Raw genomic sequence first — 13205 nt, 5'->3', positions numbered from 1 at the left:
CTTCCGTTCTGCGGGTTTTGTTTTTTTAAGAAAGTGCTTATTTCTAATTATTATATACCAGAATCTGCATCTTGGTAAGCATTGCTTCGGTATCACCATTATATCCGGCAAAAGTGGAAGGAACTACATTTACACTTGCTGTACCAACCCAAGAAACATACTGAACCTTGAACGTATATGTTCCTGAAGACAGGCTGACAGATTTTAAAAAAGTAACAGGAACAGGCATATTTACTAATCCTCCCGACAAACCACTATTAGAGAAAATACCTGCTTTAGAGACATAAGCAGACGAAATTTTAGTTCCATTCTGCAAAAGCGTGAAAACCCCCTGAGAAGTTGTTCCTGAGGATATATCAAGGGCATAACCTATAATCGTAAACAAAAAGGTTTGCGTTTTTCCTGCCGGAACAGTTACTGTATAGGTAACTCCCGGTACATCTATTGTTTGTCCTGCATTAGCACTGGCAGTAGTAGTTCCCTGTACATAATAAGCGCCGTTAATAGTTCCGCTTATTGTATTTAGGGTTTGCCATGAAGGAGCGGCTGCTGGTCCATTAGAAGTTAAAATCTGACCGGTGGTTCCTGCAGAACCTGCTGTTGTGGCATTTCCTCCTACATTGATTTCATTGACCACTTGTAATGATCCGTTAACGTGCAAAGTTTTCTGAGGAGTCGAAGTTTCTATCCCAATTTGGGCAAACGAAAATAAAGGAACTAAAAAAGCCCCAGATAATAAATAGTTTTTCATGTTTTGTTTTTAGAATTTTTAATAAAAGTAAAATTACAAGAAAAAACAATCAAATCATCCTAATAATAATGAATATTCTCAATTAAAAATGATAAAATATCTTATAAGTTCTATACTCTTCGCAAGTTTAAAAATCAACAAAAAAAAATACAACATATTGACAAGCAAAGAATAAAATCAACTACTATGATCACAATAAAAAATATATAATCTTTTACAAAAGAAAAACCATAAACTAAAGTTTATGGTTTTTGATTTATTTTGTCTTGTTATGCATTACCTAAATCAATTAATTAAAAATCAACCAATTAGATAAAATCAATTAAAAAAACTGCCTAATTTATTAAATGATGAAAAATTAAAAATTAAACAAAACACTCCCCCAGGTGAATCCACTTCCAAATGCTGAAAGAAGTACAAGGTCACCTCTTTTTATTTTTCCCTGTTCTATCGCTTCACTCAAAGCAATAGGAATAGAAGCAGCGGTTGTATTTCCGTATTTCTGAATGTTGTTGAAGACTTTCTCATCCGGTAATCCGAATTTTTCCTGTACAAACTGGGCAATTCTCAAGTTCGCCTGGTGCGGAATAAACATATCAAGATCTTCAACCGTCTTTCCGGCTTTGTTCAAAGCTTCCATCATGGTTTCGGGGAATCTTGTTACCGCATGCTTGAATACGAAGTTTCCGTTCATGATCGGATATACTTCTTTGTTCGTTACATTTTCAGGATCTTTTCTCATTCTGTCGCTCCATCCGAATTTTGAACCCGGGAACTGGGTACAAAGATCGTCAGCATATTTTCCTTCAGAATGCATATTCATTGCTAAAATATCTCCTGCATTCTCATCTTCTGATGCAGAAAGAACAATTGCTCCTGCCCCATCACCAAAAATAACAGAAACTCCTCTACCTTCGTCAGAAAAGTCCAATCCGAAAGAATGAACTTCTGCTCCTACCACAAGAATATTTTTATAAGTACCGGATTTGATGAATGCATTGGCCACACTCATAGAATATACAAATCCTGAACATTGATTTCTTACATCCAGTGCTCCGATCGTATCACATCCCAGCATGTCCTGAAGCAGGACACCACATCCCGGAAAGTAATAATCCGGTGAAAGCGTTGCAAAAACAATATAATCAATATCTTTTGAGGTAAGACCAGCATTGCGGATGGCTTTTTCTGCAGCTTTAAAACCTAGATAAGCGCTGGTTTCCTGAGAGTCATATCTGTTTTTTCTGTGTCTTCTTTCCTTGATACCTGTTCTTTCCGTAATCCATTCGTCATTGGTAGTCATTAGTTTTGCTAAATCATCATTTGTAACAACGTTATCTGGAACATAAAATCCCACACCTTTTATTGTACTTTTAATCATATAGTTTTTTAATTTTGGCAAAGATAAAACTTATTTAACACATAGTTTTTCAAAATATTAGTATTTTTACTTTATGCCAATTGATACGATATACAGAACCTCCCAGTGCGAATGGGTAGATGTAGAGGCTCCTACTTTAGAAGACCTGAAATTTCTTCATGAAAGATATGAAATCAACAACCTTCTTCTGGAAGATACGATGGATCCTAATCACCTTCCGAAATATGAAGAAGACGGGAATGTAAAATTCTTTTTACTCCGTGAAAGTACCGAACTGGAAAGAAAGAATTTGAATACCATCAGTGATATCAGTACCAAGATTGGGATTTTTCTGGTTGAAAATACCATTATTACCATCCACAGGATGAAAACCAGAAGTATCACAGAGACCAAGAAAAAAGTCTCCCTGATTCAGGAAGATGTTACTCCTCAGCAAATCACCCTGATGATTGCTATCTTAATTATGAAAAGTTTTGACGATGAATCTTTAAGTCTGTTCGAAACGATGGACAATATAGAAAATGAAATTTTTCTTAAAAACACGAATCATACCAGCCAGATCCGCCGTCTTTACAAACTGAAACGAAAATCGGGCTTGAATTCCCGCGTACTGGTAATCTCTACGGATGCTATTGATAAATTTAAACTGCTGAATTTACAGGACTCAGAAATTGTCGATTTGAAAGATAAACATAAGGATGTAGTTGCCGATTTTGATCATTTAAACATTCAGATTACCAACCTTATTTCCATGTTCCTGGCACTTTCGGACCAAAAAGCCAACCAGGTGATGAAGGTGTTGGCCATTTATTCTGTTTACTTTTTACCAATCACTTTCATTGCCGGAGTTTACGGGATGAATTTCGATAATATGCCTGAGCTTCATCATAAGTATGGATATTTTATAACATTGGGAGCGATGGCTACTGTAGTAATCAGTACATTTATTTATGTAAGGCGAAAACAGTGGTGATTCATTTTTATATCAATACAAAGGCACAAAGATTTTAATAATCCAATTGATGATCTTTGTCTTTTACCGGCACATCCTCAAAACAAAATACCATGACTACCGAAAACCTCAACAAAATTCTGGAAGATCCTTCTCTTTCACAGGCATCAAAAGATAAATTGCTTGCCTTACACGGGAATATAACTGCCAAAGAATTCTCTGATATTCTGGATCAGTCCGGTAATCAGTATATAGAGTTTGTACAGGAAGGTGGCGGTGTCTGGGGAAGTGCACTGGTAGGCTATCTTTATGGTCTGGAAATATTCGGAATCCGTTTTCTGAAAGTAGCAGGAACGAGTGCCGGAGCTATTAATACCATGCTTATTGCAGCCTGCAAAACCAAAGAAGAACCTAAAAGTGAGCTGATCAAGGATATACTTTTCAGCTGGAATTTTGCGGATTTTATGGATGGGAAAACCTATGTAAAAACGACTCTTCATGCGATGCTGAACAACAAAGATTTTTTTAAAATCAATGCCATCATTGCAGTCATTCTTTTCATTATTCTGCTCAGCATTCCTTTTCTGGCTCCTCCCACAACAATCCTGAATGCCAAGCTGATGTTCCTGATTCCATTGATTCCGGCTGTCATTCTCTTTTTCTGTATTAAAAAGCTTTATAATAATTTCAGAAAAGAAAACAGCGGACTGAATCCCGGAAATGTTTTTCAGAATACCATGCAAAATGCGCTGGATCAATTTGGAATACAAACAGTTGCCGATCTCAATAAAAAATTCATTCAGAAAGAAAAAGACCTTAATCTCAGCTACCGCTATGGGAACGGGCAGGAATATTATCAGATGGCTTTGCAAAGCATTGAAAAGATTAAAATCAAAAATCAGGAACACATTGACCAGACCCGGTACAGAATTTTCTATGAAAGTGCCGTCAATAATGATTATTATAAAAACAATCCGTTTTACCTTCTTTCCTCAGAATATGTGGTTATTACCACTGATATCAATGCTAAAATTAAGGTAGAACTTCCTACGATGGCCAATCTCTACTGGTCCGAAGAGGAACTGAAACACATCAGCCCGGCTGAATTTGTAAGAGCCTCTATGGCGGTACCTTTTTTCTTTGAACCTTTCCAGAAACAAATTAACAGAAACGATGATTCTGTAAAATATGCCTGGAGGTATTGGATGAATACCCAACCGGAAAATATAAATCCGGCAGGAGTTTTCATTGATGGCGGCAGTATCTCCAACTTCCCTATTGACCTTTTTCACGCGGATGAAGTTTTTTATCCGAGAATGCCTCTTTTTGGGGTACAGCTAACCAGTGATTCTGCCATTCATTCTGAAAAAGGAAAAACCAGTGAAGAAATCCTTACAACACCGTTCAGCTACGCAGGGAATATCATCAGTACCCTGAAAGGGTTTAATGATAAAACATTCCTTACCAAACATACTTTTTATAAGCTATACAGTATACAGACCGTTAACTGTGGGACCAGCAGCTGGCTGAATTTCTTTATGAAAAGAGAAGAAAAGGAAGAACTCTTCAACAGAGGTTTTCAGGCTGCCCTTGATTTTCTCAACACATTTGATTGGGAAAAGTACAAATATGAAAGAATGATGCTTACGATGAAGGAGAAAAAAATACTCAAAGAAGAGGATACGCCTACGGTGGGATAAAGATTTCAAGTATTTTTCTTTGTATTAAAAAAAATACATACAAAAGTAAGTTGAACCCGTTTTAATTCAAGTTCAACTTTACTTTTATTCAGTTATAAATTATCCAGAAAATCCAGATACATCGGAACACTTCTGTTGATCCATTCATCGGAAGAATCTCTTTCAATTCCATAATACACAAAAGGTTCTTTATAATCGGCTTTTATATAATCGAAAGTCAGTTCATAAGGTCGGAAAAGTTCATTCATCGTGTATTTATATTCCCCTGTTTCAGAATATCCATCTTCATCTATTCCTGCGGTAACAGCCAGTGTCATTTTCTTTCCGGCCAGTTTGAAACCGCTGTTGCTTCCATACGCCCAGCCATACAAAACCACTTCATCCAGCCATTGTTTTAAAAGCGGCGGACTGCTGAACCAGTAAAAAGGAAACTGAAATACAATCTTGTTATACGATTCCATCAGCTTCTGCTCTTCTGCCACATTGATTTTTCCATCAGGATAAGCTTCGTACAGTTGATGAACCGTGTATTTCTCAGGATATTTTTTTAACTCGTCGATCCATTTTTTATTGATCACTGATTTTTCAATATCAGGATGCGTCACAATCACTAATGTTTTCATTATGTTTAAATTTCGATCACAAAATTACAACACGTTACTTACATTTCGTACATTAGCAACCTATTGTATGGTACTATAAAAAATGTAAGTAATGACTAAAATAAAGGAAACCTCAACCAATTTTGCCAATAAAAAAGCACTTGCTGATGAATGTCCGGAAATCTATGCTTCCAATATTATCGGAGGACAGTGGGCATTGGCTATCTGTTGTTATCTTATCAACGGGAAAATGAGATTCGGGGAACTAAAAAAGAAGCTTCAGAACATTACTGAACGTATGCTTACTCTCCAGCTCCGCAGGCTGGAAGAGGACAAAATCATTACCAGAACCGTATATGCCGAAGTTCCTCCACGGGTAGAATATGAGCTTACAGAAATCGGCTATAAGCTGAGGCCCATCATTCTTGAGTTTGAAAAATGGGGTAATGAGCATAAACAGATTATGGAAAACAAGTAAAAGGTTTGGTTAAAAGATTTTTGCAAAGATCTTACACTCAACGGAGACAGGTACATAAAAATGATCTGATCGATCAATTCAATAGAAATGGGCTTGAGCCAGAGCTTAAAACCCTAGCTACCAGCTGACATATAAAATGGAATTTCTTTTTCTATTCTTAATTTTCGGAAGCTGGATTCCTACGGAATGACTGAGTGTATGCATAATGTCAAACAATTCTATAGTTCATTCTGTAGGAATCCAGACTTATTAATTGAAAGAAAGTCGTATTCTACTTCCCCTCAACCTCTTTCCACAAAGGCTTTTGAGCCAATACTTTCGAGTGTACAGGACAGGTTTCATGATGGGCTCCTTTCAGATATCCGGTGCTCATAAGAAATTCGTTTACAATTTCTCCACCTGTAAATTTGAATGTTTTTTTGAAAAGCTTCATCCATTCCTGCAAAGTCAGTGGATGATGATGCTCCAGCCATTTTTCAAAGGATCCAAATTCCTTTTGTAATTCAATAATTGTTTTAGCATTTTCAATGGCAGCATTTACTTTTAGCTTATTCCTTATAATTCCCGGATCACTCAATAATCTTTCACGGTCTTCTTCTGTATAATCTGCTATTTTCTGAATATCAAATTGGTCATATGCTTTTCTGAAACTGTCTTCTTTTTTCAGAACCGTTTCCCAGCTTAATCCTGCCTGATTAATTTCCAGAATCAGTCTTCCAAACAATTCATTATCATCATGGATAGGAAATCCGTAGTGGTTATCATGGTAATTTTTGTGCAGTTCTTTTCTGCTCTCAGGCTGCATTCCTTCTATTGCTAAACAGTAACTCATTTCTGTATATTTTCTATTTTGTAAACTTTCTGACTGTAAAGATAAAGCAGGATTGTGACAACTGTTCGTCAGTAGTGTTTTAATTTTTAGATTTAACAGCCGTAAAAAAAGTTTTATAACTTTCTGTCCAGAGAAATTTAGTAGTTTAGAAGACTCAAAACAATTACCATGAAATTACTGTTTTCCCTTCTTTTGATGATAGGTTCAATGTTCTGTAAAGCACAGAATTTGTATTCTAAAGCTTATGGAGAACCTACAAACCCTTCTGTCATTTTTATCCATGGCGGGCCGGGAGGAAATGCAACTTTATTTGAGGGGACTACCGCGCAAAAACTTGCCGACAAAGGATTTTATGTCATTGTTTATGACAGACGCGGTGAAGGACGTTCAAAAGATGCAAGTGCAACCATGACATTTAAAGAAAGTTTTGAGGATTTAAAAGGTATTTATTCCGCTTATAACATCAAAAAAGCCAATATTATTGCTCACAGTTTCGGCGGAATTATCGGAACTCTGTTTACGGAACAATTTCCTGACAAGGTAAAGTCACTCACCCTTGCAGGCGCTTTATTTACCCAGCAGGAGACCTATAACCATATTCTTAAAAAGGCAAAAGAGCATTTCCAAAATGATTCTGTGCAGCTAAAAGAGATTCCAGCAATAGAAAATCTGGATAAAAATTCCGCAGCCTACAGAAAAAGATGCTATGAAATGGCAGGAAAACTTGGCTTTTTTGACATGCCCAACCCTACTCCAGAAAGTGAAAATCTGAGAAAGAAATACCTTACAGGAGAATTTTATAAAAGCAATATAAGAAACCCCAACTCTCCTCTTACATTTTATCAGAATGAACCTTTAAATAACCTTGACAATACTACAGTTCTAAAAGATATCCGAAAGAAAGGAATTCCTGTTTTTGCCATATATGGTAAGAATGACAGTATATTTTCAGAAAAACAACTTAATGATCTTAAAAATATTGCCGGAAAAAGAAACTTTAAACTGATTGATAACTGCTCTCATTACTTATTTGTAGATCAGCAGGATCATTTTTTGGAATTTATTAAGCTTACATTGAAATAAAGCGTAGTTTTGTAATCATGCTCACTTCAGGACTTCATATGAAAACTTATAAAGGTGTCATTACGATGCTTATATTGGTGTTTTCGCTGTCTCCGTGCTCAGTCAAAAGAAATGTCCTTGATATTTTTGACATTCAGTACATCAGCGGGCTTAATAAGGTAAAAACAACCTCATCGCTCTCTTTCAGCTGTGATACCGCTTTTGCTTCTTCAGAAACTGCAGTTTCAAAAACCAAAATTCAAAACCAGTACCATAAGTTTTTATCTGGTTTTAATTCAGCCGCAGCCAATCTTTTTGAAGAAAAAGCTTTTCTCAATAACTATTCCGGGCATTCTACCGGGAACAGCCCTCCGAAATATATTCTGTTTAAAAGACTGAGACTTCATCTGGTTTAAACTTTTTTACGTCAGATTATAAAAAAACAGTTTTTTACAATACAATATTAATTTCAATGAAACATACCTTAAACAGCCAGTCTTCAGACATGGCCGGATTATATACTTTATCCCTCCGTATGGTTATCGGATGGACCTACTTTTCAGCGTTCTGGCGCCGGCTTATCCTTGAAAACAAACTTATTCCTGATGAAAAGGGATATATCGGGGAAAAATTCAATCATTTTTTACCCAATGCACTCGGAATAAAACCTGTTATTGAATATCTGGTGACTCATCCTGATGCTTTACAACGCTCCATGATGATTTTTACCATTATTGAGGCAATTGTCGGATTATTCATCATCCTCGGTTTATTTACCAGGCTGATGAGTATTGGCATTTTCAGCCTTGCTCTCGGGATTTTATTAGGTTCCGGCTGGCTGGGAACAACCTGCCTTGACGAGTGGCAGATTGGTGTATTGGGTGTAGCCGGTGGATTTGTCATGTTTCTCACAGGAAGTGGTCCTTATTCTCTGGATCATTATTTCATGAAAAACAACAAAAAATTCACTCAAAAAAGATGGTTTCAATGGCTTGGCTCAGGAAATTTTCCTGTGTCAGATCCAAAGGGTTTTGTACTGGCAGGCTCACTCATCATATTGGGGTTAACTCTTTTTACCAATCAGTATTTTCATGGAGGTGTGTGGGGAACACTTCACAATAAATCGGTAAAACCCAAGCTTGAAATTTCAAAAATCTCTCATCAGCATTCAAAATTAACGTTCGAAGTTTACAGGACGGAAGGTGCTGATGTGTATGGCTCTTTTCTGATAGGGATTCATATCCTCGACAAAAACGGAAAGATTTTAAAGGAACTGGATCATAAAGAACTTGCCGGAATTCCTAAAGAGGATATTCAGAATCATTATGTTGCCAAAGTGAAACCGGGAAAGCACAGTCTGATAATTCCATTAGGAGCAAAAGCAGATGTGACCCTGAATATTGATGATATTTTTCAAAAAAATGATATCCACAGTCTGAAACTGATTGATGTGAGTGGTATTGAATGGATAGAAAAGATTGATTAGCAATGCGGGGTGCGAGACACGGGTTTCATGTTGAGGCTGAATCTTATCCCTGATTTAGTATAGAGAAAGCGGACTAAAGTCCGCTCCTATTGAATGCTGCCTGTACAATTTTCAGGTACTATTTTTGTTGAAGGCTATTTTTCTGTAACCATGACATGATAAGTGCACTTGCTGTCCGGATCAAGTCTGAGTACTTTTATCTCAAGTAAAACATCCAGTCCCATAGTGTCGCAAATGCCCTGTATAAAAGGTTTGATGACTGGCCATTTCAACAGACCTGCAATTTGCAGGCTATGGGTGATTTTGTGGTAACGGTCTACTCCTTTAATGAGCAATTCGCATTTGTAGTCATTTAATTCTTTAAATTCAAAATTATATTCAGGACTGGATGTAAAAACTGCTCCCATCAATATTTTTGCAACAGCCGGAATTCCAGGCTGCAGATTGGGTTTTACTTCAAGATTCCTCAGTGTCATTCTTGATCCCAGATCGTACATAAAAGTACTGGAAATCTGTTCAATAGCTTCAGCTCCGTAAAGTTTTCCAATCTGTTTGAGCATGCCTCCGTAAAAAGCCCCTGTAATATCAGAGAGGCGCTGGGTAAGCTCTGTAAAAGTTCCGGGAAAGAAATCTGCAATAAGCTGAGCCTGATTCATTTCAGGAAGATAGACATCATTTTTTCTGAAATCTGATAATGCCGCGTAAGTTTCCGGCAGTTGAATTTGATTCATATATAATAAGTTATTAGTGACTTGAAATCATGATTTAGCTAAATAATAAAACGGAATACAATACTTCATACCGTTTTCGGATATTGGGAAATTGCCTTTATGAACTATAAAAAGCAAAGTGAAAGGCAGCCAGATCTATCAGTTCAATAACCGGAAATCAGATAAAGTGTGACACAGCATTCCGGCAAATCCTTTTGAATGGATTATTAAAAGGTGAGGGAATTTATTCATATTTTTTTCATTTGGTGATGTAAAGCTAGAAAAAATAAATAAACTCTCCAATAAGTGATATTATTTTTTATTTAACAAAATGAAAACAGAAAGTATTGTCTCTTATCATGTTAAGGCAGATACAACAAAAAAAGACCTTCGAAATTCCGAAGGTCTTTTTTAAAATCTAGTGCATGGCTTCACTCAAATCTATTTTTTCTTTACTCTTTCTTTCTTTTACGAGTAAGATAAACGGAATACATATCAGGAATACGATTCCGAGATAAAGAAATACATCCATATAAGATAAAACAGTGGCCTGTTTTGTTACAGATAAGTCGAGCATTTTATAGGCAGCATTCATTGCAGCATCAGGAGTCATTCCTTTTGCTATAAAATTGGCTTTCAATGCTGCCAGTCTTTGCTGAACATCAAAACTGTTTTCGTCCAGGTGGGAAATTAAGTTATTTCTGTACTTCTGTCCTGCATTGGCAATAAAGGTCGTGATTGCCGCAATCCCGAAAGATCCTCCCAGCTGTCTCATCATCCCTGTAAAGGCTGCTCCCTGACCAATCTCCTGCCCTTTCAGGGTACTTAACGACAAAGAGGTAATCGGAATAAATAATAATCCCAGACCTGCTCCTCTTACAATCAGCATCCAGAAGAAGGCATCTTTACTGGTATCCGGGGTCAGAATTTTGTATCCCCAGAAACTGTAAACGAAGAAGATAAATAGTCCTAATGAAACCAGGATCTGCTGTTTTGCTCCTTTTGCCAGTAGTCTCCCAATGATGGGCATCATAAAGGCTGTCGTTAATGCAGCCGGAATCATCAACGCTCCCGACTGAAGGGCTGTCCATCCCAAAATACTCTGGGTGTACAAAGGAACGATGAATGTAGAACCGTACAATCCGAATCCAAGAACGAATGACATCATAGTCCCGATTCTCAGGTTACTGTTTTTAAGTACTCTGAGCTCAACAATCGGGTACTTGAAGGTAAGTTCCCGCCAAAGGAAGAGTATAAATCCTAAAATTGCTGCTACAGTAAAGGCTACGATCATTCCACTCTCAAACCAGTCTTCTTCATGTCCTCTTTCCAGAATAAACTGTAATGAGCCTACTGTAACTGCCAGCAGCGCAATTCCAAGCCAGTCAACATCTGAAGCTTTACGTTTTTCTGCATATTTCGGACTTCTTACAAACTGAAGCGTCATCAGCGTTGCTGCAATCCCAATCGGAATATTAATATAGAAAATATAGGGCCAGCTGAAGTTATCAACGATATATCCTCCAAGAGGCGGGCCCAGTGTAGGACCGATAATTACCCCAAGGCCGTAAATAGCCTGAGCCATACTTCTTTTTTCAATCGGATAAGATTCCGTAATAATCGTTTGTGAGGTTACCAATAAGGCTCCACCCCCAATTCCCTGCATCAATCTGAAGAACACGAGTTCCCAGATATTGGTTGCATTTCCACATAAGAATGAAAATACGGTGAATATAATGATGGATGCCGCAAAGTAATTTCTACGCCCAAACTGCTGTGAAAGCCAGCTCGTCATCGGAACAATGATAACATTCCCGATGGCATACGCTGTAATCACCCACCCTACTTCTGAAAGCGTAGCTCCAAGATTCCCCTTCATTTCATTCAAGGCAACATTGACAATCGTGGAGTCTACAATTTCAAGAAGGGCACAAAGGATAGCCGTAATCGTAATAATTACTCTCCGCGCTCCATATTCTACTAATGAATCTTGCATAAGTTTTTTTCGATGTGAAAAATCAATGGCAAATTTTGCTTCGCAGGTGAATGGTGAATTGTAAAGCCTGCCGTTTAATTGACAGCAAAGCTGATTCACTATTGACAACGAAGTTCATTGACTTTTAACAATTTTAAATGTTATTTCAAAGCAACTTCTGCCTTCACGTTCATTCCTGTTCTTAATCTTTTGGCAATATTCTTGTCAAGATTTACAAAATCAATTTTTACAGGAAGTCTCTGAACTACTTTTACGAAGTTACCACTTGCATTATCCGGAGGAAGAATAGAGAAAGTAGCTCCAGTAGCAGGAGAGAATGAGCTTACCACTCCTTCAAATTCTTTATCAGGGAAGGCATCAATCTCAATTTTCACTTTCTGCCCTTCTACCATTTTATCTACCTGCGTTTCCTTAAAGTTGGCCACCACCCATTTCTGGTCGTTTTTAACCAAAGCAAACAACTGAGCTCCCGCCTGCAGATACTGACCTGCCTGCGTAGGTACTTTTCCTACGTATCCATCTTCAGGAGCAAGGATTACAGTATAGGATAAATTCAATTTTGCATTTTCTACATCTACTTCTCTTTGTTTAGCAACAGATCCTGCCACACTGATTTGTTGTGAGCTTGCAGCCGTCTGAGAAGAAGCGATGTGAGTTTGCTGAGCAATTTGGTTTCTCTGATCCACTAAAACCTGCAACTGTCTGTCTGCAGATTGTTTTGCTGCCAAAGCCTGCTCATACTGCTGTTCCGTGATAGAATGGTCTTTTACAAGATTAGCATATCTCTTCAGATCCTGAGAAGTTTTCCAGACATTTACTTTTGCTGCTTCTATCTGAGCATTAGCAGTAACTACCGCTGCTTCAGAAGAACCTATATTTTTTGAAGTAGCTGTGGTAGTAGCTTCTGCATTTGAAATATTGCTTCTGGCTGTAGATAAAGCTGCCTGAGCCTGTTCCAGAGCCATTTTCTGATCCCTGTTATCCAAAATCACCAAGGTATCTCCTTTCTTCACAAACTGGTTGTCTTTTACTTTTACCTGAGCTACATAGCCGGAGATTTTAGAAATTACCGGTGCCATATTGGAAGCAATCTGAGCATCATCAGTCTCTTCGTGATACTGTCCGTAAGTAAAGGCTCTGTAACCGTAGATTCCTCCTCCGATTACTACTGCCGCTAAAATGATAGGAAAAACTAAACTTTTTTTCTTTTTAGGTTCAGCTGCCTGTGTATTATTATTTTCCATTTTGGTTTCGA

Annotated in this window: 13 protein-coding genes; 6 read left to right on the top strand and 7 right to left on the bottom strand. The window is 37.5% G+C overall.

Annotated elements, in window-relative coordinates; translation table 11 throughout:
- Positions 1-43: 43 nt before the first annotated feature.
- Positions 44-751, bottom strand: coding sequence for a hypothetical protein (locus JNG87_RS14360; protein ID WP_202839004.1), 708 nt, complete (start codon positions 749-751; stop codon positions 44-46).
- 358 nt (positions 752-1109) lie between these two features.
- Positions 1110-2132, bottom strand: coding sequence for a 3-oxoacyl-ACP synthase III family protein (locus JNG87_RS14355; protein WP_202839002.1), 1023 nt, complete (start codon positions 2130-2132; stop codon positions 1110-1112).
- Positions 2133-2205: 73 nt separating this feature from the next.
- Between JNG87_RS14355 and JNG87_RS14350 the strand changes: the two genes are divergently transcribed.
- Positions 2206-3105 carry a CorA family divalent cation transporter gene (locus JNG87_RS14350; protein ID WP_202839000.1) on the top strand — a complete coding sequence of 300 codons (900 nt, stop codon included), beginning with the start codon at positions 2206-2208 and terminating at the stop codon, positions 3103-3105.
- A 92-nt stretch (positions 3106-3197) separates the two neighbouring features.
- Positions 3198-4784 carry a patatin-like phospholipase family protein gene (locus JNG87_RS14345; RefSeq protein WP_202838998.1) on the top strand — a complete coding sequence of 529 codons (1587 nt, stop codon included), beginning with the start codon at positions 3198-3200 and terminating at the stop codon, positions 4782-4784.
- 92 nt (positions 4785-4876) lie between these two features.
- Here JNG87_RS14345 and JNG87_RS14340 read toward each other — a convergent pair whose 3' ends face one another.
- A complete protein-coding gene (locus JNG87_RS14340; RefSeq protein ID WP_202838991.1) occupies positions 4877-5407 on the bottom strand; it encodes an NAD(P)H-dependent oxidoreductase in 531 nt (176 codons plus the stop codon).
- A 91-nt stretch (positions 5408-5498) separates the two neighbouring features.
- Between JNG87_RS14340 and JNG87_RS14335 the strand changes: the two genes are divergently transcribed.
- A complete protein-coding gene (locus JNG87_RS14335; RefSeq protein ID WP_202838989.1) occupies positions 5499-5864 on the top strand; it encodes a winged helix-turn-helix transcriptional regulator in 366 nt (121 codons plus the stop codon).
- A 271-nt stretch (positions 5865-6135) separates the two neighbouring features.
- On the opposite strand, the gene JNG87_RS14330 is transcribed toward JNG87_RS14335, so the two are convergent.
- A complete protein-coding gene (locus tag JNG87_RS14330; RefSeq protein ID WP_202838988.1) occupies positions 6136-6696 on the bottom strand; it encodes a DNA-3-methyladenine glycosylase I in 561 nt (186 codons plus the stop codon).
- A gap of 168 nt (positions 6697-6864) precedes the next feature.
- Between JNG87_RS14330 and JNG87_RS14325 the strand changes: the two genes are divergently transcribed.
- Genes JNG87_RS14325 through JNG87_RS14315 form a run of 3 tightly spaced genes read left to right on the top strand, consistent with a single transcriptional unit; the run spans position 6865 to position 9244 of the window.
- Positions 6865-7779, top strand: coding sequence for an alpha/beta hydrolase (locus JNG87_RS14325; RefSeq protein ID WP_202838987.1), 915 nt, complete (start codon positions 6865-6867; stop codon positions 7777-7779).
- 17 nt (positions 7780-7796) lie between these two features.
- Positions 7797-8174, top strand: coding sequence for a hypothetical protein (locus JNG87_RS14320; RefSeq protein ID WP_202838986.1), 378 nt, complete (start codon positions 7797-7799; stop codon positions 8172-8174).
- Positions 8175-8230: 56 nt separating this feature from the next.
- The gene (locus JNG87_RS14315; RefSeq protein ID WP_202838985.1) at positions 8231-9244 is read left to right on the top strand and encodes a TQO small subunit DoxD; all 1014 of its coding nucleotides are present in this window, start codon (positions 8231-8233) and stop codon (positions 9242-9244) included.
- Between the two features lie 134 nt (positions 9245-9378).
- Here JNG87_RS14315 and JNG87_RS14310 read toward each other — a convergent pair whose 3' ends face one another.
- The 3 genes from JNG87_RS14310 to JNG87_RS14300 all read right to left on the bottom strand — a co-directional run bounded on the left by JNG87_RS14310 (position 9379) and on the right by JNG87_RS14300 (position 13194).
- Positions 9379-9975 carry a hypothetical protein gene (locus tag JNG87_RS14310; protein WP_202838984.1) on the bottom strand — a complete coding sequence of 199 codons (597 nt, stop codon included), beginning with the start codon at positions 9973-9975 and terminating at the stop codon, positions 9379-9381.
- A 397-nt stretch (positions 9976-10372) separates the two neighbouring features.
- Positions 10373-11950 carry a DHA2 family efflux MFS transporter permease subunit gene (locus JNG87_RS14305; RefSeq protein WP_062674556.1) on the bottom strand — a complete coding sequence of 526 codons (1578 nt, stop codon included), beginning with the start codon at positions 11948-11950 and terminating at the stop codon, positions 10373-10375.
- Positions 11951-12090: 140 nt separating this feature from the next.
- Entirely contained in the window at positions 12091-13194 is a 1104-nt protein-coding gene (locus tag JNG87_RS14300; protein ID WP_202838983.1) for an HlyD family secretion protein, read from the bottom strand.
- Positions 13195-13205: the final 11 nt, after the last annotated feature.

It is taken from the genome of Chryseobacterium cucumeris (assembly GCF_016775705.1).
Classification (GTDB): domain Bacteria; phylum Bacteroidota; class Bacteroidia; order Flavobacteriales; family Weeksellaceae; genus Chryseobacterium; species Chryseobacterium cupriresistens.
Note: the sequence above shows the minus strand (reverse complement) of the source record. Positions and strands in the feature narration are given on the sequence as shown.

What these genes read in the sequence shown, in the direction of transcription:
- JNG87_RS14360 (WP_202839004.1), bottom strand. Translation starts at nt 751, where the DNA reads ATGAAAAACTATTTATTATCTGGGGCTTTTTTAGTTCCTTTATTTTCG.
- JNG87_RS14355 (WP_202839002.1), bottom strand. Translation starts at nt 2,132, where the DNA reads ATGATTAAAAGTACAATAAAAGGTGTGGGATTTTATGTTCCAGATAAC.
- JNG87_RS14350 (WP_202839000.1), top strand. Translation starts at nt 2,206, where the DNA reads ATGCCAATTGATACGATATACAGAACCTCCCAGTGCGAATGGGTAGAT.
- JNG87_RS14345 (WP_202838998.1), top strand. Translation starts at nt 3,198, where the DNA reads ATGACTACCGAAAACCTCAACAAAATTCTGGAAGATCCTTCTCTTTCA.
- JNG87_RS14340 (WP_202838991.1), bottom strand. Translation starts at nt 5,407, where the DNA reads ATGAAAACATTAGTGATTGTGACGCATCCTGATATTGAAAAATCAGTG.
- JNG87_RS14335 (WP_202838989.1), top strand. Translation starts at nt 5,499, where the DNA reads ATGACTAAAATAAAGGAAACCTCAACCAATTTTGCCAATAAAAAAGCA.
- JNG87_RS14330 (WP_202838988.1), bottom strand. Translation starts at nt 6,696, where the DNA reads ATGAGTTACTGTTTAGCAATAGAAGGAATGCAGCCTGAGAGCAGAAAA.
- JNG87_RS14325 (WP_202838987.1), top strand. Translation starts at nt 6,865, where the DNA reads ATGAAATTACTGTTTTCCCTTCTTTTGATGATAGGTTCAATGTTCTGT.
- JNG87_RS14320 (WP_202838986.1), top strand. Translation starts at nt 7,797, where the DNA reads ATGCTCACTTCAGGACTTCATATGAAAACTTATAAAGGTGTCATTACG.
- JNG87_RS14315 (WP_202838985.1), top strand. Translation starts at nt 8,231, where the DNA reads ATGAAACATACCTTAAACAGCCAGTCTTCAGACATGGCCGGATTATAT.
- JNG87_RS14310 (WP_202838984.1), bottom strand. Translation starts at nt 9,975, where the DNA reads ATGAATCAAATTCAACTGCCGGAAACTTACGCGGCATTATCAGATTTC.
- JNG87_RS14305 (WP_062674556.1), bottom strand. Translation starts at nt 11,950, where the DNA reads ATGCAAGATTCATTAGTAGAATATGGAGCGCGGAGAGTAATTATTACG.
- JNG87_RS14300 (WP_202838983.1), bottom strand. Translation starts at nt 13,194, where the DNA reads ATGGAAAATAATAATACACAGGCAGCTGAACCTAAAAAGAAAAAAAGT.